The sequence below is a fragment of the Amycolatopsis sp. Hca4 genome, from assembly GCF_013364075.1.
GTDB lineage: Bacteria > Actinomycetota > Actinomycetes > Mycobacteriales > Pseudonocardiaceae > Amycolatopsis.
Map to the genome: position 1 here is coordinate 6,406,083 of NZ_CP054925.1, position 20,558 is coordinate 6,426,640.

Genomic DNA, 20,558 nt, shown 5'->3' on the forward strand with positions numbered 1-20,558 from the left:
GCCACCTCACCCGAGGTGGCCTTCACGGCTGTCCACAGTGGTTCGTGCCGATTTGTCGACCCGTGGTGGCGCAAAATGCTCCGAATGGGCCTGGCGACACGGGTACCGTCGATCATCCCTCCGGCGTAAGGAGCGATACCCTGGCCGTCGTGGGTATTCCGGCGTGGATCTGGTTCGTCATCGCGGCCGTCGCCCTGGTGGCGGGGCTGGGGCTGCTCGCGGCCGACCGGGCGAAGGAGGGCTCGCGCAACCGCGAGCGAATGCGCTGGGCACAGTTGCGCGGCTGGCAGTTCGTCGAGGAGGACGAGCGCCTGCCGCAGCAGTGGGCAGGCGGCGCGATCGGCTACTTCGGCGCGGACGCGGCCGTGAACGTGGTCGCGGGTTCGACCTTCACCTCCGACGGCCGCCGCCCGGTGTTCATCTTCGACATCGAGACCGAAGGCCAGATCCCCGCGGTGGTCGTGGCGGTCCGCTGCAACAAGAAGCACCGCATCCCGATCGAGATGTGGCTGTCCAGCGTCCCGTTCCAGCGCGCGGACATGCCCGAGATGCTCGGCCCGATCGGCGCCCGCTACGCGTTCGCCGACGACGCGGACGGCGCCCGCGTGGTGATCACCCAGGAACTCGTCGACGCGGCGGACCAGCTCGGCGGCGACGTCGGCGTGGCCTGGCTGGAGAACGAGTGGGTGCTGGCCAGCGTGGTCCCGACCGCGGGCCCGTCCCGGCTGGAGCGCCTGCTGCGCGACCTGGGCGAGATCGCCGACATCGTCGACCCGTTCGACGAGGACTACGACGCGGGCCGCCACCAGGCGAGCGCCCCGGTCCCGTCCGAGGCCACCGCACCCGCGGCGCCCGGCACCCCGGCGGCGGGGACGCCGGCGCAGCCCGTGGACCCGTCCCCCGAAAGCTAGAGGCCGAGCAACCGCTGGTCGAAGGCGCTGAGCGTCGCCGAGCGGTCCAGCTTCCCGCGCACCGACGTCGTGTTCCCCTCGGCGTGGACCACGTGCTCCACGCCGAGGTCGCCGCGGATCGAGCCCGCCGGGCCGTCCGGGCCGAGGGACTGGGTCGTCTTCGCGTAACCCCAGGCCGCGCCCAGCTGGCCGCCCAGCTCGTGGCTCTGGCCCGCGTCCAGCACTCCGCTGAGCTGGCCGGTCGCGTGCTGCTCGGACGTCACGCCGACCGCGCCGAGACGGCCGAGGTCCGCCGCCTGGCCCGAGTACCGGCGGGCCGACAGGGCTCCGTCGAGGTCGCCGGCGAACGTGCCGTACAGGCCCGTGTCCAGCTGCTCCGCGTTCTGGCTGAGCACGTCGACGCCGTCGGCGGGCCAGATGCCGTGGCTGGAGCCTTCGGCGAGGCCGAACCGGTGCTCGGTGCCGCCGCCCAGGGGGTCGAGCGCCAGGTCGCGGGCCGCGGCCTGGCCGACCCGCTGGTTGTTCGCGGTCACCGCGCGGACTCCGCCGAGGCGCAGCGTGTGCCGTCCGGTGCGGGTCACCGCCTCGGCTTCCCGTGAGGCCGCCGTCGTCTCCGCCTGCCGCTCTTCGCGCTGGGTGATCGCGGACTCGGTCAGGTCGTTGGTGAGCGCCGCGCCGGCGATGTCCTTCGCGAGGAAGTCGTGGCGGGTCGCCGTCAGCGTCTCGCGGACGACCGACGAGCCGTCCTCGCCCGACGTCGTGACGTCGCGCCGGAACGTGCTGTCGGCGCGGTGGTCGAGGGGCAGGGTCAGTTCGGCCGGGCTCGCCAGCGCCGCGGCCGGGGCCGCGAAGAGCAGCGCGACGGGCGCCGCGCCCGCGGCGACCTTGGGCAGATAGCCGCTTTTGCGCCTGCTGTGCTTACCCATGCGGCGGACGATACTTCCCCTCCGAATCGAACGCACGTCCACCCGTGACCAGCGAGTATGTTCACCCACATGACCACCACCGCCCTCATAACCGGCGCCACGGCGGGCATCGGCGCGGAGTTCGCGCGCCGGCTCGCCGCCGAGAAGTACGACCTGGTGCTCGTCGCCCGCGATGCCGCACGGCTGGAGGCCTACGCCGCTGAGCTGCGGGAAAAGCACGGCGTCGCGGTCGAGGTGCTGCCCGCCGACCTGTCCGAAGTGGACGGACGAACGGCGGTCGAAGAGCGGCTCGCCGCCGGTCCGGTCGACCTGCTGGTGAACAACGCCGGCTTCGGCCTGAGCGGCGACTTCTGGACCATCCCGCCGGACGCGCTGCAGCGCCAGCTCGACGTCAACGTCACCGCCGTCCTGCGCCTCACCCGGGCCGTCCTGCCGGGCATGATCGAGCGAGGTCACGGCGAAATCATCCAGGTCAGCAGCGTTGCCGGCTTCTTCAGCGGCCGCGGTTCGACGTACACGGCCAGCAAGAACTGGGTCACCTCTTTCACCGAAGGCATTGCCGCGTCCTTGCCGAAGAGTGTCCGGATGATGGCGCTCTGCCCCGGTTTCACCGCGACCGAGTTCCACCAGCGGGCCGGCATCGGCAAAGCCGGCCCGAAAATCGCCTGGCTGGGTGTCGAACAGGTGGTCGGCGAGGCGCTCGCGGACCTGCGCCGCGGCAAGGTGATCTCGGTGCCGAGCCTGCAGTACAAGGCCGTCGTCGCGATCGGCGGCCTGCTGCCGCGCGCGGTGCTGCGCCGGATCAGCGGCGGCCGCGGCCGCACCTGAAGTAGGGCTGTCCCCACCCGCGAGACGCACGCGCGCACCAGGGTGGTCCGGGGGCGCGCTCACTAGCGTTTTCCCCATGACAACTGGGTGGAACGAGGCAGCCGACGCGGTCCGGCTGGAGGCCGTGCGCAAGGAGTACGGCGACGGCGTGGTGGCGCTGGACGGGGTTTCGATCGGGTTCCCGCGCGGCGGGTTCACCGCGGTGATGGGCCCGTCCGGCTCGGGCAAGAGCACCTTCCTGCACTGCGCGGCCGGTCTCGACCGGCCCACGTCCGGCCGGGTGGTACTGGACGGCCAGGACCTCGACGGCAAGAACGAGACCCACCTGACGAAGCTGCGGCGCGACCGCGTCGGCTTCGTCTTCCAGTCGTTCAACCTGCTCCCGGCGCTGACGGTCGAGCAGAACGTCGTGCTGCCGCTGCAGCTGGCCGGCAAGCGCGCGGACAAGCGGCTGGTGGAACGGATCCTGACGCACGTCGGTCTCGACGGGCGCCGCCGGCACCTGCCGGGCCAGCTGTCCGGCGGCCAGCAGCAGCGCGTCGCGATCGCGCGGGCCCTGGTCACCAACCCCGCCGTGCTGTTCGCCGACGAGCCGACCGGCGCCCTCGACACCCGGACCGCCGCCGAGGTGCTCGGCCTGCTGCGCGACTCCGTCCGCTCCTCGGGCCAGACGATCATCATGGTGACGCACGACCCGGTCGCCGCCTCCTACGCCGACGACGTCGTGTTCCTGGCCGACGGCCGGATCGCCGGGCGGCTGGCGCGGCCGACCGCGGAAGCCGTCGCCGAGCGGATGACCCACCTGGGTGCCTGGGGCCGGGTGGCGGCCTGATGTACCGGCTCGCACTGCGGACCCTCCGCCTGCGCAAGGGCGGCTTCCTGGCGACGTTCGTCGCCGTGTTCTTCGGCGCGCTGGTCGTCTCGGCGTGCGGTGGCCTGATGGAGACCGGCATCCGGTCCGAGACGCCGGTGCAGCGGCTGGCCGCGGCGCCGATCGTGGTCGGCGGCCAGCAGACGCTCAAGCTGCCGAAGGACGACCCGGCGGCCCTGGAGCCCGAGGAGAAGCACAAGTTCGAGAACGCGACCCTGCCCGAGCGCGTCCGGCTCGACGCCGGCCTGGCCGGGCGCCTGCGCGCGGTTCCCGGCGTCACGGACGTCGTCGGCGAGTACAGCTTCCCGGTACTGGCCGGGCGGGCGAGCGCGCTCGGGCACGCGTGGGATTCCGCCGTGCTGACGCCGTACACGCTGCAGGGCGCCGCCCCGAAGCCGGGCGAAGCCGTCGTCGACGCCGGGCTCGGGCTCGCCGTCGGGGACACGCTGCCGATCGCCGCGCACGGCACCGTCAGCCCGTTCCGGATCTCCGGGATCGCCCAGGCACCGCAGGCCATGCGGGACGCGGCGGTGTTCTTCGCGCCTTCGGACGCCGAACGGCTGTCCGGGCACCCGGGCCGCTTCGACACCATCGGCGTCTTCGGCGGCGACGTGGCCGCGGTGACCGCGGCGGTGGGGGACGCCGGTGTCGTGGCGACCGGCGGTGACCGCGGCGCCTTCGAGTTCCCGGAGACGGGCAAGGGCGGCGAGAACCTGATCGTGCTGGCGGCCGTCTCGGGCGGGCTGTCGGCGCTGGTCATGGTGTTCGTCGTGGCCGGCACGCTGACGCTGTCGACGCAGCAGCGCCAGCGCGAGCTCGCGTTGCTGCGCGCGGTCGGCACGACCCCGCGCCAGCTGCGGCGGATGGTGCTCGGCGAGGCCCTGGTCGTCGCGCTGCTCGCCGTCGGCGCCGCGGTGGCGCTCGGTCCGGTGCTCGCGCGGTGGCTGTTCGGGCAACTCGTGGACCACGACGTCGTGCCCGACGTGCTGCGGTTCGAGCAGGGCTGGGTCCCGGCCGTGGTCGCGGCCGGCGCGTCGCTGCTGGCCGTCGTCGGTGCCGCCTTCGTGGCGGGACGGCGGGCCTCGCGGATCCGCCCGGCCGAGGCGCTCGCCGAAGCCGCCGTCGAGCGGCGCTGGCTGACGCCGATCCGGCTGGTCACCGCCATCCTCTGCTTCGGAGGCGGGACCGCGCTCGCGATCGTGACGGTCGCGGTGATGACCGGCCCGGTCGCGGCCAGCACGGCCGGACCGGCGGTGATGCTGTGGGCGTTCGGCCTGGCGGCGATCAGCCCCGGCGTGACCAAGCTGATGGCCGTCTTGCTGCGCTGGCCGGTGGAGGCGCTGACCGGGGTCAACGGCAAGGTGGCGCTGCGCAACACCCGCGTCGGCGCGGTCCGGGCGGCCGGCGCGGTCACCCCGATCATGCTCGCGGTCGGCATCGCGACCGCCAACATCTACCTGCAGACCACCCAGGAAGCCGCGTCGAACCAGGCCTACACCGAGGACCTGCGCGCGGACGCCGTGGTCGCCGGGCCGGGCGGCCTCGACCCGGCGGTCCTCGGCCGGGTGCGCGCGGTACCGGGCGTCGCCGGCGCGTCGGAGTACGTCACCAGCACGGTGTTCGTCGAGAAGCCGTTCGACTCCGGCCAGCACGACGACGGCCGGCCCGCGCTGGGCGTCAGCGAGCTGACCGGCAACACCGTCGAGGTGCCTTCGACGCTCGGCCACCACGTCGGCGACACGCTGTCTCTGAAGCTCGGCGACGGGACGCCGGTGGACGTGCGGGTGACCGCCGTCGTCAACCAGCGCCCCGGGTTCGAACGGCTCGTGCTGCCCGCGGACCTGCTGGCCCCGCACACCACGCTCGGCCTCGCGCCGCAGCTGCTGGTCCGCGCCGAAGCCGGGGTCGACAGTGCGACGCTGACCGCCCGCCTGCGCGAGGCGACCGCCGGGCTGCCGGTGCTCGTCGGCGACCGGGAGACGCTGATCGCGGCGCACGCCAAGGGCAACGAGGTCGGCGCCTGGGTCAACTACCTGCTCGTCGGGATGATCCTCGCCTACACGGTGATCTCCGTGGTGAACACGCTGGTCACGGCCACCGCGCGGCGGCGCCGCGAGTTCGGGGTGCAGCGGCTGAGCGGCTTCACCCGCGGCCAGGTGCTGCGCATGGCCGGCGTCGAAGGCGGCTTGATCGCGACCATCGCAGTGCTGCTCGGCACGCTCGTCGCGGCCGGGGCGATCGTGCCCTTCTGCCTCGTGGTCACCGGATCGGTGCTGCCGTCGGGCCCGGTGACGATCTACCTGGCCGTGCTCGCCATCGCCGTGGTGCTCGCGCTGACGGCGATCCTGGTCCCGGCCTGGGCCGCCACCCGCGGGCGTGCGGTCGATGCCACATCCGTCGGTGAGTGAGCCCGGCCGTGTGTAAGACTCACGGCCGTGGCGAACCCCGGGTTGGATCAAGCGGCGAAACTCGAACTGGCCAGGCTGGTCACCGATCTTTCCGTGGTGCACGGAAAAGTGACACTGGCGTCCGGCAAGGAAGCCGACTACTACATCGACCTCCGGCGGGCGACGCTGCACCACGCGGCCGCGCCGCTGATCGGCAAGCTCCTGCGCCAGCTGACGGCGGACTGGGACTACGTGGCGGCCGGCGGCCTGACCCTCGGCGCGGACCCGGTGGCGCTGGCGATGCTGCACTCGGCGGCCTCCGACGGCGTCGTGCTCGACGCGTTCGTCGTGCGGAAGTCGGTCAAGCAGCACGGCATGCAGCGGCGCATCGAAGGCATGGAGGTCCGCGGCCAGCGCGTGCTGGCGGTCGAGGACACGTCCACCACGGGCGGCAGCGTGCTGGAGGCGGTCGCGGCCCTGCGCGAGGCGGGCGCGAACGTGATCGGCGTGGTGACGGTGGTCGACCGCGACACGGGCGCGCGCGAGGCGATCGAGAAGGAAGGCCTGGAGTACCGGTACATCCTCGGCAAGGACGACCTGGGCCTGGACTGACCGGCCACCGGGGCGGATCGGTGGATTCGCCCCGGTGACGATCGTCACCCAGAATCACTGCGTGACCTTTTCCGCCCGCCGGTGTCCTCCCTGGGAGGAGGTGCCGTGACGACGACTACGCCGCTCGACGACGAGACGCTCGTCAGCCGCGCGCGGGACGGTGACGTCCGGGCCTACGAGCAGCTGGTGCTGCGCTACCAGGGCCCGATGTTCCGGCTCGCGGTCAAGATGCTCGCCCACCGCGGCGACGCCGAGGACGTCGTGCAGGAGGTGTTCCTCAACGCCTGGCGCAAGCTCGGCCAGCTCACCGAGGACGCCGCGTTCGTCGGCTGGCTCTACCGGGCCACCACGAACCGCTGCCTCAACGCGATCCGGGCGCGCAGGCCGCAGGCCGACGTCGACCTCGACACCGCCGAGTCGCCGCGAACCGACCTGCAGCCGGAGCGGGCCGTTCAGGTGAGCAGCCAGCTCGCGGCGTTGAACGCGGCACTGGCGCAGCTGACGCCCGAACAGCGGGCGTGCTGGCTGCTGCGTGAAGTGCACGGCCGGTCCTACGAGGAGATCGGCGAAACCGTCGGTGCGAACGCGACCGCCGTCCGCGGCCGGATCGCGCGCGCCCGTGCCCAGCTGGCGGAGGTGATGAAGCCATGGCGATGACGGACTACGAGCTGCCTTGCGAACGCGATGTCGAGCAGGTGTGGGAGCGGCTCGACGCGGTCGGCGCCGGGCTGGCCGACGAACACGAACTGACCTGCCCGCACTGCCGGGCCGCGCGCGAGAGCCTGCTGGCGTTGCGGGAGGCCACTTCGGAGCTCGCGGCCGAGGAGGACGTGCCGTCGGCGGACCTGTTCGGCCGGATCATGTCCGCGGTCCGGGCCGAGGTGCGGCGCGGCTCGATGGTGCGGCTGCCGTCCCCCGAACCGGGGTTCGTCGAGATCAGCGAACAGGCGGTCGCGGTGGTGCTGCGGTACGCGGCCGACACGGTCGACGGCATCCGCGCGCGGCGCTGCCGGGTGCGGACCGTGCCCGGCGGGATCGAGGTCGAACTCACCCTCGCGGTGAGCCTGCGGAACGTCGCGGGCGGAGCCGCGTTGGCGAAGGTGCGGGAGCGGGTGACCGCGGCGGCCGCGGCCCGGGTGGGCCTGACGCCGGCCAAGGTGGACCTGCTGGTCGAGGACATCTTCGAGGAAGACACTGCCGGGGAGCCAGGGGAATGAGTGTCGACTACGTCATCGCCGATCCGGTGATCGCCAGCGTGGCGGCCAGGGCGGCGATCACGACGCCGGGTGTGGTGCGTCTCGAGCCGGGCCTGCGCGGCCTGGTGACGGCGTGGACGCGCGCGGCCCGCCAGCGCTGGAAGGGGCTCGACCCGGCGCCGTCGGACGGCGTCCGGGTCCGCACCGCCGACGGCCGGGTGACGGTCCAGGTCGACCTGGTCACCGCCGGGGCCGACCAGGCGGCGGCGGTCGGCCGGGCGGTCCAGCGCGCGGTGACGAGGTTCGTGGCCGAGCAGACCGGCCTGGTGGTCGACGAGGTTTCCGTGTCCATCCTGGACATCGAGCCGGAAGCCCGGTGACCGCCGACGAAGCCGTCGAGAAGATCGTCGGCGCCCTCGCGGCGGTGCCCGGCCTGCGTCCGGCGACCCCGTCGTTGCCGCGGGGCTGGGACGGTTTCGCGGTGGACCTCGGCCCGGACGTGGTCCGGATCCGGCTGATCGCCACCCGGCTGCCGATCCCGCCGCTGCTGGACCGGGCGGCCGAAGCGGTGCGCCCGGTGCTGGCGGGCACGGCGTGGTCGAACGCACGGCTGCAGCTGGAGGTCACCGACCTCGACGGCGCGGCGTTCGGGAGACCCACGTCACAATGACGGTTTCCAGTCCTTTGTGTGTGTCCATAGCTACGAACAAGGCGAAAGCCTTGTCCCGCAGGACATCCAGGGAGGAAACCATGACCGCGACGGCCGAGAAGACCACCGAAACCGCCCTCGTCACCAAGCAGGGCACGACGACCATCGCCGACACCGTGGTGCAGAAGATCGCCGGCCTGGCCGCCCGCGAGGTCCCCGGCGTGCACGACCTCGGCGGCGGCGCGGCCCGCGCGTTCGGCGCCCTCCGCGACCGCATCCCCGGCGCGTCGGCCAGCGTCGGCCAGGGCGTGTCGGTCGAGGTCGGCGAGAAGCAGGCGGCGGTGGACCTGCAGGTACTCGTCGAGTACGGCGTGGCCATCGCGGAGCTGGCCCGCTCGGTGCGCCGCAACGTGGTGACGGCCATCGAGCAGATGACCGGGCTGGAGGTGGTCGAGGTGAACATCAACGTCACCGACGTCCACATCGCGGGTGACGAGGAGCCGGTGACCAGCGATCGCGTTCAGTGAAATCCGGCTGCTCCGGGGGTGGTCCGGGCGTACCGTCGGGGTATGGAGGAGCCGCCGGAACCGAAGCGCCCCATCGACCCGAACCGGACGAAGCCGGACGGTGCGCCCGACCAGTACCCGCACGAGCAGCCGACCGAGTACCCGCCGAAGCGCCCGCCCGAGTTCCCACCCGGGGTAACCCCTCCGTCACCGCCGAGGTGAAGGGTTGCTCCGCTGGGTTAAAAATCACAGGCTGGGGCACTCTTGAGGGCGGCCGAATCCGCGTGGCGGAGTAAAGTCGCTGGTAGGGGGATCGGTGGAGGGGGGTGCGATGGCGAAGTTCCTGGCCGACGTGACCGTCGTGGTGCACATCCTGGCCCTGCTGCTCATCGGGCTGGGGGGCTTCGTCGCCTGGCGCTGGCCCAAGCTGATCTTCGTGCACATGTTCGCCGCCGCCTGGGGGGTGCTGGTGAACGTGACGCCGGTGCCGTGCCCGCTCACCGCGCTGGAGAACTTCTTCCGGCACCAGCAGGGCCTCGGCGACCTGCCCGGCGGGTTCAACGCCTACTACCTCTACGGCACGGTCTTCCCGCAGTCGTGGCTGCCGGCGATCGGGATCATCGCGGTCGTGCTGGTCGCGTACTCCTACGTCGGCGTCTACCACCGGTGGCGCCACCGCCACGACGAGGAAACCCACGTGCGCCCGGTCCACCTGGGCTGAGCGACAATCGCCGGGTGAATTCCATCCCGGGTCCCACCGAGTGGGTGAGCCGCGAAGAGGTCGGCGTCGGCCCGTGGCCGGGTGCGTGGCCCACCGACGAGCGGTACGACCCCGAGCTGCTGCGCGAGGGCGACCGCCGCAACGTCGTCGACGCCTACCGCTACTGGCGCCGCGAGGCCATCGTGTCCGATGTGGACAGCCGGCGGCACCCGTTCCACGTGGCCATCGAGAACTTCCAGCACGACCACAACATCGGCACCGTGGTCCGCACGGCCAACGCGTTCGCCGCGGCCGAGGTGCACATCGTCGGCCGCCGCCGCTGGAACCGCCGCGGCGCGATGGTGACCGACCGCTACCAGCACCTGCGCCACCACGACGACGTCGCGACGCTGGTCGCCTTCGCGGCCGAGCGCGGGCTCGCCGTCGTCGGGGTGGACAACACGCCGGGCTCCCAGCCGGTCGAGACGGCGGAGATCCCACGCGAGAGCGTCTTGCTGTTCGGCCAGGAGGGCCCCGGCCTGTCCACGCCGGCGCAGGAGGCGGCCTCGCTGGTGGTGTCGATCGCCCAGTTCGGCACGACCCGCTCGATCAACGCCGGGGTCGCGGCCGGGATCGTCATGCACACCTGGATCCGGCAGCACGCCGATCTCGGCCGCGCTTGGTGAGCTAGAGGCCCCAGCCCCAGCGCAGCTGGACGACGCCGGACGCGTTGGTGGTCTCCAGGCCGCTGCCGCTCTGCCGGGTGATCGAGTAGGTGTCGCCGGAGCGCAGGCCGGGCCAGTAGACGACGCCGATCTGCCGTGACCGCGCCAGGTCCGTGGTGGCGGCGAAGTACGCGGTGAAGTTGTTGCCGTCCTGGTGCCCGGCCGAGTAGTCCAGGCCGGTCGTCATCGGGGCGCCGGCTTCGTCGATGATCGTGCGGGAGGAGTACGAGCCGAGGCGGTTGCCGAGGTTCGTGGTCCACGCGGCGCGGGTCGTGTCCGAAGCCCAGAAGCCGTAGAAGTGCAAGGACAGGAGCGTGCCGGTCAACGCGCTCGCCGCGCCGACACCCGTCACGTTGTCGTTGTAGCCGGTGCCGCTGATCAGCACCCGGCCGCGGGGGATGTCCGAGTGCCGGGACAGCCAGGTCGAGCAGAGTGACACCCAGTCGTTGAGGCTGTAGCCGAACGGTTCGTTCATCGGCTCGAAGTACACGTTGCCGTTGCCGCCGTAGTCGCTGGTGACCTTGTCCCACATGGTGTTCCAGGCGTTCGGGTCGTCGACGAAGCCGTCCTTGTTCGCTTCCCAGTAGCCGAAGATGACCTTCATGCCGTGGGACAGGGCCGAGTCGGCGGCGCCCTTGTACCGCCCCCACCAGTCCGAGTTGACGCTCTGCGGGTTGATCGGCAGCCGCACGGTGTTCGCGCCGAGCTTCTGCTGGAAGCCGGTGATGATGCCGTCGGCCTTGCCGCGGACGCTGTCGTAGCTGTCCCCGGCGGTGAGGCCGGTCGGGATCACCCAGCCGTCGACGTAGTTGTCGCGGGCGTCCGCCCAGTTGACGCCGCGGAAACCGTTCGTGGCGGCGGCCGCGCCCGGCGGGAGGGCGACGAGGGGAACGAGCAGGAGGACGAGCAGGCAGAGACGAAGACGGGCCATGCGAACTCCGATGTTCACGTAAACATGCCGGGTCGAGAATCCTCGACCGCCCCCGAACCGTCAAGGGTCAGACGGGGGTGACCTCGACCGGAATGCCGTTCAACACCGACGTTCCGGACGGCACGTCCAGCAGCGTCTCGTCGGCGACCAGGTTCGAGTTGACCCCGGGGTTCGCGCGCGCCACCCGCGTCCGGGCGCCGTCGACGTCGTGGCCCCAGCCGTGCGGGATGCTGACCACGCCCGGGCGGATCTCGTCCGTCACCTCCACCGGGACCTGCAGTTTCCCGGCGCGGGACGTCACCGAAGCGAGGCCGCCGTCGGTGAGGCCGAGGCGGGTTGCGTCGGCCGGGTGGACCTGGACCGTGCACCGGTTGCCGCCGCGGACCAGCGGGGCGAGGTTGTGCATCCACGAGTTGTTCGAGCTCAGGTGCCGCCGTCCGATCAGCACCAGCCCTTCTTCGGCGTCCTTCGCGAGTTCTTCCCGTAACCGCGGAACGTCCGCGACGACCGGCTCGGGGGCGAGCTCGATCCGGCCGGACGCGGTGCACAGCACCTCGGGGATCCGCGGTTGCAGCGGCCCGAAGTCCATCCCGTGCGGCGCCGCTTCGAGGTCGGCCAGCGTGACGTCGTACGGCCCGGCGCGCAGCAGCAGGTCGACCAGGCGCGCGGGCCCGGTGCGCTCGCCGGCCACCGCGACGTCGAGCCCGTTGCGCCGCGCGGTCTCCCCGGCGACGAAGTCGTCGAGCGCGGCGACGTCGGCCTCGGGGCCCTGACCGGCGACGATGCCGGTCAGCCGCAGCATGGTCTCCCACTCCTGCGGCAGCGCCGACGGCAGCGTCGCGGGCGTCCAGTTGGCGATGTTGCGGATGGACAGCTGGTAGAAGGCCAGGTCGAAGTGCGGCCGCTCGAGCGGCGACGGCCCGGGCAGGATGACGTCGGCGTGGCGGGACGTCTCGTTGAGGTAGACGTCCACCGAGATCATGAAGTCGAGGCTTTCGAGGGCGGCGGCCAGCCGTCCGGCGTTCGGCGTGCTGAGGCAGGGGTTGCCGCTGACCGTGATCAGCGCGCGGACCTGGCCTTCGCCCGGGGTTTCGATCTCGTCGGCGAGCGTCGCGACCGGCAGTTCGCCGACCACCTCGGGCAGGCCGCGCACGCGGCTGCGCCAGCGCCCGACCGCGAACGGGCGCCGGTTCCCGGTCGGCTGGCACGCGGCCAGCGGGAACATCGCGCCGCCGGGGCTGTCGAGGTGGCCGGTGAGCACGTTGAGGACGTCGACCAGCCAGCTCGCGATGGTGCCGAACGCCTGCGTCGTGGTGCCGATCCGGCCGTAGACCACGGCGTTGTCCGAGGTCAGCTCGCGTGCCATCCGGCGGATCTCGCCGGCGTCGATGCCGGTGCGCGGGGCGACGGCCTCCGGGGTGAACGGCTCGGCCAGCGCACGGACGTCGTCGAGGCCGTTGAGGTGCTCCGCGAGGCGCCCGGGGGCGACCAGGTTTTCCGCGAACAGGACGTTGACCAGGGCGAACAGCAGCAGCGCGTCGGTGCCGGGGCGGATGGCGTGGTGCTCGTCGGCGAACGCGGCGGTGCGCGTGCGGCGCGGGTCGACGACGACGATCTTGCCGCCGCGCTCGCGGATCCCGCGCAGCCGGCCGCGGATGTCCGGGGCGGTCATCAGGCTGCCGTTGGAGACGAGCGGGTTGGCGCCGAGGATCAGCAGGTGCCGCGTCCGGTCGAGGTCGGGCACCGGGATGGCGAGCGGGTCGCCGAACATCGTGCCGGCGGAGTAGTGCTTCGGCAGCTGGTCGACGGATGTGGCGCTGTAGAAGTTCTTCGTGCCCAACGCTTTGTAGAGCACCCGGCCGTAGAGCGTGAGGGCGATGTTGTGCACGCCGGGGTTGCCCGCGTACACCGCAACGGCGTCCCGGCCGTGCTGCTCGAGGATCGGCGGGAGGCGGCGGGCGATCTCGTCGTACGCCTCCTGCCAGCTGACCTCGACGAACTCGCCGTCGCGCTTGAGCAGCGGGGCGGTCAGCCGGTCGGGGTCGTGGTGCAGCGCGCCGAGCGACGCGCCCTTGGGGCAGATGTAGCCCCGGGAGAAGACGTCCTGCTCGTCACCTTGGACGCGCGTGACCTGCTGGTTCGCGTCGAGCGTCACTTCCAGGCCGCAGGTGGCTTCGCACAGCGGGCAGGTGACGTTGGCCGTCGTCATGACCACCGAACATACCGAGCGGTATGTGGATGGGCAAGGCACGATTGCGTCATGGACGTCTCGGCCGCGGAACACGCGGTGACTTCGCGCCACCTGCGGCGACTGTGGGGCCTGCCCGGAACGGCACTGGGCCGCAGCCGCTGGCCGGCGGCGGTGGACCAGCGGCTGCACTGGCACTGGAACTACTGGTGGCAGGCGCACCTGCTGGACACGCTGGTCGACGCCCAGCTGCGCTCTTCGTCGGCGTCCCGGCTGGCGTTGATCAGGTCTTTCGTGCGTTCGGTGCGGCTGCGCAACTTCGGCCGCTGGACGAACGACTACTACGACGACATCGCGTGGCTCGGCCTTGCGCTGCAACGGGTTTCGTCTCTGGGCATCGACGTCGGACCGGCGCTGGCGGCGATCGACACCCAACTGCTGTCGGGCTGGACACCGGCGACCGGAGGCGGCATCTGGTGGCGCCGAGGCGACGACTTCAAGAACACCCCGGCCAACGGCCCGGCGGCGATCTTCCACGCCCGGTCCGGGAATCTCGCCCGGGCGCGTGAGATGACTGCGTGGCTGACGTCCACATTGGTCGATCCATCGTCCGGTTTGGTCTGGGACGGGATCCGGGCGGACACGGGCGAGCTGGTGAAGCACATTTTCACGTACTGCCAGGGGGTGTATCTCGGCGCTTGCCTGGAATTGTCCTTAGTGGACGAAGCGGCTCGAACGGTGCGGGCGGTGGCGGAGCACCTCGCCCCATCGGGTGTCATCCGCGGCCAGGGAGGAGGCGACGGCGGTCTGTTCGCGGCGATCCTGGCGCGGTACTTGGCGTTGGCAGCGGTCTCGTTGCCGGGCCCGGAGGCTTCGGTGGCCCGGTCGCTGGTGCTGAGGTCGGCGGAGGCGTGCTGGTCGGGCGCTTTCGACGCACCGGAGGGACCGTTGTTCAGCGCGGAGTGGGACCGCCCGGCGCCTTGGCCGCTACCGGAGGACGCGCCGGAGCGAGACATGTCGGTCCAGGTGGGCGGCTGGATGCTCCTGGAGGCAGCGGCCACGCTGTCGACTTAGGATGCCGCCGAGGGCGGAAGGCTCGAGGCTTCCACTGCCGATCGGGCGCCCGTTCGTCGGCCGCATCCCGCAACACCCCGTCGTAATCCCGCAACCACCAGCCGTTCGCGGCGTCACGGAAGACGAGTGCGACACGGAACAAATCCTTGTCGAGGAGGTCTTCCCAATAGGAGGGTGGCTCGGCGAAGTGCTTCACCAGGACGTGCTGGGCCCGCGGAAGCGACCTGGGCCCGGTGGGACTGCCGAAGGAGTAGTGCACCGGGCAGGTACCGTCCGGAGTCGTCAAGAACAGGGTGAGGTTGTAGACCGGGAGCCCACTCGTATTCGTCCACCGTACCGTCGGCAGCCCGGATTCCTTGTCCAACGCGAGCCAAGCGGCCACCGATTCGGCCTGCCTGTGCTTGGCGTCGTCCGCTCGCCACTGTTCTGCTTGCTCCAAGCGGAGCAGTTGCCGGTCCTGCTGCTTCGTGGTCCGGATCGCTGCGCGCGCGGCGAAGACCGCCGCCACCAGGGCACCGATCGTGCCGAGGCTGGAGATGATCTCAGCGACGGATCCCCACTGCATGGCGACCTCCGGGCGTGTCGGGGCGCGTCCACAACGAAGTCCGCAGCAGTACGAGATGCGTTACAGACGCTGTCACCAGACGTCGCCGGCCCGCCAGTCGGCGGTTAGGTCGCCGTCGAGGTCGAGGGGTGCCGAGCCGGGGCGCACGTACACGCCGCCGTCCTCGTCCTCGGTGCGGCGGATGCCTTCCGGCGTCAGCGCGAACGTCGGGCCGCGCCACTGCTGCCAGCCGCGGCCCTCGTACAGCGGTACCGCTTCCGCCGCGCTCAGGGCGCCGATGTCGTAGCCGGGCAGCAGCCGTTCCAGCGCCTCCATCAACGCGCTCGCGTACCCGCGTCGGCGGTGGTCCGCGCGAACGGCCACCGCCTCGACGTACCCGGCGCGGAGCACTCGCCCGCCGTGCAGGAGCCGTCGCTGGACCAGCGAGGCGTGGCCGACCAGGTCAGCGCCGTCGAAGGCGAGCGCGTGCGTGCCACCGAGGGAGTTGTCCCAGTCGGTGTCGGTGAAGTCGTCTTCGAAAACGGCTTGGACCAGGGTGCGGGCGGCCGGGGGCAGGTCCGCGGTGGGAACGAGCTCGATCACTCCGCCGATTCAACAGCCACAGGACGCGCCGTGCAGGAACTTCGGGGTCAGCCATACCGACTCCGGTGGGCGGTCCGGGTCCGCCATGCGGGACATCAGCAGCTGGACCGCTCGGCGGCCCAGGTCCGCGATCGGCTGGACCAGCGTCGTCACCGCCGGGCTCACGCGGCGGGCCCAGTCCATGTCGCCGTAGCCCACCACCGCCAGCTCCGAACCGATGCGGATGCCTCGGCGGTGGGCCTCGTACTGGACGCCCACCAGCATTGACTCGTCCGCCACCACCAGGGCCGTCGGCGAGGGCCAGCCGTCCAGGAGCTTGGCCGTGGCTCGGGTTGCGCCGCCCGCGTTGGAAAACCCGCACTCCACCAGCTCGCGGTTGAACCTCAGGCCCGCCTGCTCCAGCCCGAGCCGGTAGCCGCGGATGCGCTCGCGGCTGACCTCCAGGCCCTCGTCGCCCGACACGAAGCCGATCTTGCGGTGCCGCCGGTCGGTCAGGTGCCGGACCAGTGAGGCCATCGCGTGCACGTTCTCCGTGCCCACCTGGTCGACGTCGTTGCGGGCCGCCACCCGGTCCAGCAGCACCGTCGGCACGCCCATCCGCACCAGGCCGTTGACCACCGCTTCGTCGCCGGCCGACGGGACCAGCAGCACCCCGTCCACCAGGTCCGCGCGCAGCGCGCGCACCACCGCCGCCTCTTCGCCCACCGTGTCTTCGGTGTCCGCCAGCACGACGTCGCAGCCCGCCTGCGCCGCGGCCGCCCGGACCGCGCGCAGCAGCTCACCCGAGTACGGGTGCGCGTTCACACCCATCGCGACGCCGATCCGGTAGGTGACCGGGGGGTCCCACAACCGGAGGTCCGGCGAAAGTGCGGTCATAAGCCCTCGCAGACGCTCAGCCGAAAGGTATCCGCTGAGCGCCACCGTCGAGGTATCAGGAACCCAGATTCACTGAAGTGAGTGAACCGGTGGGCAGCCGCAGGACTCACGGTGACGCAGAGTGGGTGCCAACCGCACCGTTTCGGCCTTGCGGGACGGGTCGTTGATCCGGGCCAGCAGCAGCCGCACCGCCTGCCGGCCGATCTCCTCGATCGGCTGGGCCATCGTGGTCAGCGGCGGGTCGACCAGGTCCGCCCACTCGACGTCGTCGTAGACCACCACCGGCAGGTCACGCCCGATCCGCAGCCCGCGCCGCCGCGCCTCGTGCAGCACGCCGACCATCATGCTGTCGTTCCCGACCACCAGCGCGGTCGGCGGCTCGGGCAGCGCGAGCAGCGTGCTCAACGCCAGCACGCCACCCTCGCGCGAGGAGTTTCCGCAGGCCACGAGGTCGGACGCCCAGGTCAGCCCGGACCGGCCGAGCCCCAGCCGGTAGCCGAGCACGCGCTCCTCGCTGGTCGACAGGCCGGGCACGCCGCTGATCATCCCGATCCGCCGGTGCCCGAGCGTGGCCAGGTGCGCGGTCAGCGCCGAGGTCGCCTGGATGTTCTCCGAGCCGACCTGGTCGACGTCGGTGCGGGTGGCCAGCCGGTCGATCAGCACCGTCGGCACGTCGAGGGACACCAGCTCACTGATCACCGGGCCGTCGCCCGGCGCCGGGGTGATGAGGAGGCCGTCGACGCGACGGGAGCGCAGCGCCCGCACGGTGTCACGCTCCGTGTCCGCCGCGTCGTGCGTGTCGGCCAGCAGGACGGTGTAGCCGTGCGCGGAGGCCTCCCGCTCGATCGCCTGCATCAGCGTCGCGAAGTACGGGTTCGCCACCAGCGAGATCGCCATCCCGATCGACCGCGTCCCGCCGGTGACCAGTGAGCGCGCGATGGCGTCGCCGGTGTAGCCGGTGGCCTCGATCGCCCGCAGCACCGCCGCCTTGGTGTCCTCCGCGACCGCGCGCGTCCCGTTCACCACGTGCGAGACGGTCGTGATCGACACGCCCGCGAGCTCGGCGATGTCCCGCTGCGTCGGCCGCGAAGACTTCGACCGGTCCATACCCGTCCTTTCCGGCAAGCGTTTGCGCAAACGCTTGCGCGCAGGGAGCAGTCTGTCTACCTTCCCGACCATCGGCAAGCCTCGACACGAAACAAAGGCTGGGAACCCATGAGACAGCGAAGTCTCACCGCGCTGACGCTGGCCGCCGTCCTCGCCGCGACGACCGGGTGCACGGTCGAGCGCCACTGGGGCGGCAACACCAACACGGGCGGGAGCGGCAAGGCGAAGGTCGGCCTGGTCACCAAGACCGACACCAATCCCTACTTCGTGGAACTCCGCAATGCGGCCAGAGCGGCCGCGCAGGCCAACGGCGCCGACTTCAGCGCGCTCGCCGGCCAGTTCGACGGCGACAACGACGGCCAGGTCCGCGCCATCGAAAACCTGCGTCAGCAGGGTGCGAACACGATCCTCATCACGCCGAGCTCGTCCACCGGCGTGCTCAAGGCGATCAAGGACGCCCGTGACGCCGGCGTCCTGGTCATCGCCCTCGACACCGCCACCGAACCGGCGGACGCGGTCGACGCCACCTTCGCCACCGACAACTTCGCGGCAGGCGAGCAGCAGGGCGCTTACGTCAAGGCCGCGCTGAACGGCACCCCGCCCAAGCTGCTCATGGTCGACGGGACCGCCGGCAGCACGGTCGACACCCAGCGCCACGGCGGCTTCCTCAAGGGCATCGGGCTGACCGACGGCTCGCCGGAGATCAAGGGCCACACCGCGGCCAACGGCGACCAGAGCCTCGCCCAGCAGGGTATGGAGAACCTGCTGCAGCGCAGCACCGACATCAACGCCGTCTACTCGATGAACGAGCCGATGGGCCGCGGCGCGTACGCGGCGCTGAAGGCCCGCGGGCTGACCGGGCAGATCGTCATGGGCTCGATCGACGGCGGCTGCGAAGGCGTCCAGAACGTCAAGGACGGCCAGTTCGCCGCCACCGTCATGCAGTTCCCGAAGAAGATGGCCGAGCAGGGGGTGCTCGCCGCCGTCGAGTACGCCAAGACCGGCAAGAAGCCGTCCGGGTTCGTGAACACCGGGTCCGCCGTGATCACCGACAAGCCCCTGCCTGGCATCGAAAGCCACGACTCCGCCTGGGGCCTGCAGAACTGCTGGGGAGGCCAGAAATGACGACGGTCACCGCAACCCACGCCCGGGAACGCGAATCCCTCGGCGAGTTCCTCCTCCGCGCCCCCGCGGTCGGCCCGGCCCTCGCGCTGGTCGTCGCGATCGTGGTGTTCTCGCTGGCCACGGACACCTTCTTCGACCTCGACAACCTGTCAACGGTGGTCCAGCAGTCCCTGGTCGTCGGGACGCTCGCGCTGGGCCAGACGCTCGTCATCCTCATCGCGGGCATCGACCTGTCCAACGCGGCCTCGATGGTCGTCGCGACGCTGATCATGGCGAAGCTCGCCGCCGCCGGGACCAACGGCTTCGTCGCCCTGCTCGCCGGGGTCGTGCTGACGATCATCGTCGGCATCTTCATCGGCGGCCTCGCCACGCGGATCAAGCTGCCGGCGTTCATCATCACGCTCGGCACGTTCACCATGCTGACCGCGGTGTCGAAGCTGATCGCGGGCGGCCAGGCCGTGCCGGTGACCGACGGGCTGCTGCAGTGGCTCGGTACCAAGCGCTACCTCTTCGGCGGCATCCCGATCACCTACGGCATGACGCTGGCGCTGCTGATGTACCTCGGCATCTGGTACGCGCTGACGAAAACCGCGTGGGGCAAGCACGTCTACGCGGTCGGCAACGCGCCGGAGTCCGCGCGGCTGTCCGGCATCAAGGTCAACCGCACGGTGCTGTCGGTGTACATCGTGGCCGGGCTGACCTTCGGCATCGCCGCCTGGCAGGCGCTCGGCCGGACGCCGAACGCCGACCCGAACCAGTTCCAGCTCGGCAACCTCGACTCGATCACCGCCGTCGTCCTCGGCGGGACGAGCCTCTTCGGCGGCCGCGGCTCGGTACTCGGGACGCTGATGGGCGCGCTGGTCGTGGCGGTGCTGCGGTCGGGCCTCACGCAGATGAACGTCGACGGCAACTACCAGGACCTCGCCACCGGCGCCCTGCTCATCGCCGCCGTCGTGGTGGACCGGATCGCGAGGAGGCAGCAGCAGTCATGACCGAACCGATCCTCCAGGCCCGCGGCCTGGTCAAGCGCTACGGCCGGGTGACCGCCATCGACGGCGCCGACTTCGACCTGCTGCCCGGCGAGGTGCTCGCCGTGGTCGGGGACAACGGCGCCGGGAAGTCCTCACTGATCAAAGCCCTGTCCGGCGCGGTGATCCCGGACGAGGGCGAGATCAAAGTGGACGGTCACACCGTCCACTTCAAGTCCCCTTTGGACGCTCGGCACTACGGCATCGAGACGGTGTACCAGGACCTCGCGGTCGCGCCCGCGCTCGACATCGCGTCGAACATGTTCCTGGGCCGGGAAAAGCGGCTCAAGGGTCCGCTCGGGTTGTTCCGCAAGCTCGACACCGGCGCCATGCGGGCCGAGGCCCAGCGGATCCTCGACGAGCTGGGCATCAACATCAAGTCGATCAGCCAGCCCGTCGAGACGCTTTCCGGTGGCCAGCGCCAGGGTGTCGCGGTGGCACGGGCCGCGGCGTTCGGCACCAAGGCCGTGATCATGGACGAGCCGACCGCCGCGCTCGGCGTCGCCGAGTCCGGCAAGGTGCTCGACCTGATCGGCCGGATCCGCGATCGCGGCCTGCCGGTGGTGCTGATCAGCCACAACATGCCGCACGTGTTCGACATCGCCGACCGCATCCACGTGCACCGCCTCGGCAAGCGCGTCGCGGTCGTCTCGCCGAAGACGCACTCGATGAACCAGGTCGTCGGCCTGCTCACCGGTGCCCTGCGGCTCAACGAGAACGGCGAGGTCGAAGAAGCCGCCGCGGCGACCCATGTGGCCGGCTTGAAGTGAA

Annotated in this window: 22 protein-coding genes; 16 read left to right on the forward strand and 6 right to left on the reverse strand. The window is 71.5% G+C overall.

Annotated features, from left to right (window positions below; all coding sequences use genetic code 11):
• The first annotated feature begins 149 nt into the window (after positions 1-149).
• Positions 150-911 (forward strand): hypothetical protein, encoded by a 762-nt coding sequence (locus HUT10_RS28590; RefSeq protein WP_176174026.1) that lies wholly within the window; start codon positions 150-152, stop codon positions 909-911.
• Here the strand turns inward: HUT10_RS28590 and HUT10_RS28595 are convergent.
• Positions 908-1,837 (reverse strand): hypothetical protein, encoded by a 930-nt coding sequence (locus HUT10_RS28595; protein WP_176174027.1) that lies wholly within the window; start codon positions 1,835-1,837, stop codon positions 908-910. The genes HUT10_RS28590 and HUT10_RS28595 overlap by 4 nt on opposite strands.
• Before the next feature lie 69 nt (positions 1,838-1,906).
• Between HUT10_RS28595 and HUT10_RS28600 the strand changes: the two genes are divergently transcribed.
• The 11 genes from HUT10_RS28600 to HUT10_RS28650 all read left to right on the forward strand — a co-directional run bounded on the left by HUT10_RS28600 (position 1,907) and on the right by HUT10_RS28650 (position 10,272).
• Positions 1,907-2,665, forward strand: coding sequence for an SDR family oxidoreductase (locus HUT10_RS28600; RefSeq protein ID WP_176174028.1), 759 nt, complete (start codon positions 1,907-1,909; stop codon positions 2,663-2,665).
• 76 nt (positions 2,666-2,741) lie between these two features.
• Positions 2,742-3,497, forward strand: coding sequence for an ABC transporter ATP-binding protein (locus HUT10_RS28605; RefSeq protein WP_176174029.1), 756 nt, complete (start codon positions 2,742-2,744; stop codon positions 3,495-3,497).
• Entirely contained in the window at positions 3,497-5,944 is a 2,448-nt protein-coding gene (locus tag HUT10_RS28610) for an ABC transporter permease (RefSeq protein ID WP_176174030.1), read from the forward strand. Before HUT10_RS28605 ends, HUT10_RS28610 begins: the two co-directional genes overlap by 1 nt.
• Before the next feature lie 27 nt (positions 5,945-5,971).
• Positions 5,972-6,535 (forward strand): orotate phosphoribosyltransferase, encoded by a 564-nt coding sequence (gene pyrE / locus HUT10_RS28615; protein ID WP_176174031.1) that lies wholly within the window; start codon positions 5,972-5,974, stop codon positions 6,533-6,535.
• A gap of 105 nt (positions 6,536-6,640) precedes the next feature.
• The gene (locus HUT10_RS28620; protein ID WP_176174032.1) at positions 6,641-7,192 is read left to right on the forward strand and encodes an RNA polymerase sigma factor; all 552 of its coding nucleotides are present in this window, start codon (positions 6,641-6,643) and stop codon (positions 7,190-7,192) included.
• Entirely contained in the window at positions 7,183-7,752 is a 570-nt protein-coding gene (locus HUT10_RS28625; protein ID WP_176174033.1) for an Asp23/Gls24 family envelope stress response protein, read from the forward strand. Before HUT10_RS28620 ends, HUT10_RS28625 begins: the two co-directional genes overlap by 10 nt.
• A complete protein-coding gene (locus HUT10_RS28630; RefSeq protein WP_176174034.1) occupies positions 7,749-8,111 on the forward strand; it encodes an Asp23/Gls24 family envelope stress response protein in 363 nt (120 codons plus the stop codon). Before HUT10_RS28625 ends, HUT10_RS28630 begins: the two co-directional genes overlap by 4 nt.
• Positions 8,108-8,401 carry a hypothetical protein gene (locus HUT10_RS28635; protein ID WP_176174035.1) on the forward strand — a complete coding sequence of 98 codons (294 nt, stop codon included), beginning with the start codon at positions 8,108-8,110 and terminating at the stop codon, positions 8,399-8,401. Before HUT10_RS28630 ends, HUT10_RS28635 begins: the two co-directional genes overlap by 4 nt.
• A gap of 80 nt (positions 8,402-8,481) precedes the next feature.
• Positions 8,482-8,907, forward strand: a complete 426-nt coding sequence (locus HUT10_RS28640; protein ID WP_176174036.1) for an Asp23/Gls24 family envelope stress response protein — start codon at positions 8,482-8,484, stop codon at positions 8,905-8,907.
• 310 nt (positions 8,908-9,217) lie between these two features.
• Positions 9,218-9,607, forward strand: coding sequence for a DUF2784 domain-containing protein (locus HUT10_RS28645; protein ID WP_176174037.1), 390 nt, complete (start codon positions 9,218-9,220; stop codon positions 9,605-9,607).
• Positions 9,608-9,621: 14 nt separating this feature from the next.
• Complete coding sequence (locus tag HUT10_RS28650; protein ID WP_176174038.1) at positions 9,622-10,272, forward strand: RNA methyltransferase; 651 nt, start codon at positions 9,622-9,624, stop codon at positions 10,270-10,272.
• A 1-nt stretch (position 10,273) separates the two neighbouring features.
• Here HUT10_RS28650 and HUT10_RS28655 read toward each other — a convergent pair whose 3' ends face one another.
• Together HUT10_RS28655 and HUT10_RS28660 are read right to left on the reverse strand one after the other, a co-directional pair.
• Entirely contained in the window at positions 10,274-11,242 is a 969-nt protein-coding gene (locus tag HUT10_RS28655; protein WP_176174039.1) for a cellulase family glycosylhydrolase, read from the reverse strand.
• Positions 11,243-11,309: 67 nt separating this feature from the next.
• The gene (locus HUT10_RS28660) at positions 11,310-13,451 is read right to left on the reverse strand and encodes a molybdopterin-dependent oxidoreductase (RefSeq protein WP_176174040.1); all 2,142 of its coding nucleotides are present in this window, start codon (positions 13,449-13,451) and stop codon (positions 11,310-11,312) included.
• A gap of 51 nt (positions 13,452-13,502) precedes the next feature.
• Here HUT10_RS28660 and HUT10_RS28665 point away from each other — a divergent pair, with 51 nt between their 5' ends.
• Positions 13,503-14,504, forward strand: coding sequence for a glycoside hydrolase family 76 protein (locus HUT10_RS28665; RefSeq protein ID WP_176174041.1), 1,002 nt, complete (start codon positions 13,503-13,505; stop codon positions 14,502-14,504).
• A gap of 637 nt (positions 14,505-15,141) precedes the next feature.
• Here the strand turns inward: HUT10_RS28665 and HUT10_RS28670 are convergent.
• The 3 genes from HUT10_RS28670 to HUT10_RS28680 all read right to left on the reverse strand — a co-directional run bounded on the left by HUT10_RS28670 (position 15,142) and on the right by HUT10_RS28680 (position 17,634).
• Complete coding sequence (locus tag HUT10_RS28670; protein WP_254897071.1) at positions 15,142-15,651, reverse strand: GNAT family N-acetyltransferase; 510 nt, start codon at positions 15,649-15,651, stop codon at positions 15,142-15,144.
• 9 nt (positions 15,652-15,660) lie between these two features.
• A complete protein-coding gene (locus tag HUT10_RS28675; RefSeq protein ID WP_176174042.1) occupies positions 15,661-16,527 on the reverse strand; it encodes a LacI family DNA-binding transcriptional regulator in 867 nt (288 codons plus the stop codon).
• A 69-nt stretch (positions 16,528-16,596) separates the two neighbouring features.
• Positions 16,597-17,634, reverse strand: coding sequence for a LacI family DNA-binding transcriptional regulator (locus tag HUT10_RS28680; RefSeq protein WP_176174043.1), 1,038 nt, complete (start codon positions 17,632-17,634; stop codon positions 16,597-16,599).
• A gap of 108 nt (positions 17,635-17,742) precedes the next feature.
• Here HUT10_RS28680 and HUT10_RS28685 point away from each other — a divergent pair, with 108 nt between their 5' ends.
• Genes HUT10_RS28685 through HUT10_RS28695 form a run of 3 tightly spaced genes read left to right on the forward strand, consistent with a single transcriptional unit; the run spans position 17,743 to position 20,557 of the window.
• Positions 17,743-18,759: a substrate-binding domain-containing protein gene (locus HUT10_RS28685; RefSeq protein ID WP_176174044.1), complete on the forward strand. Its 1,017-nt coding sequence runs from the start codon at positions 17,743-17,745 to the stop codon at positions 18,757-18,759.
• Positions 18,756-19,751, forward strand: coding sequence for an ABC transporter permease (locus tag HUT10_RS28690; protein WP_176174045.1), 996 nt, complete (start codon positions 18,756-18,758; stop codon positions 19,749-19,751). Before HUT10_RS28685 ends, HUT10_RS28690 begins: the two co-directional genes overlap by 4 nt.
• A complete protein-coding gene (locus tag HUT10_RS28695; RefSeq protein ID WP_176174046.1) occupies positions 19,748-20,557 on the forward strand; it encodes an ATP-binding cassette domain-containing protein in 810 nt (269 codons plus the stop codon). The genes HUT10_RS28690 and HUT10_RS28695 overlap by 4 nt, the downstream gene beginning before the upstream one ends.
• The last annotated feature ends 1 nt before the right edge of the window (position 20,558 follow it).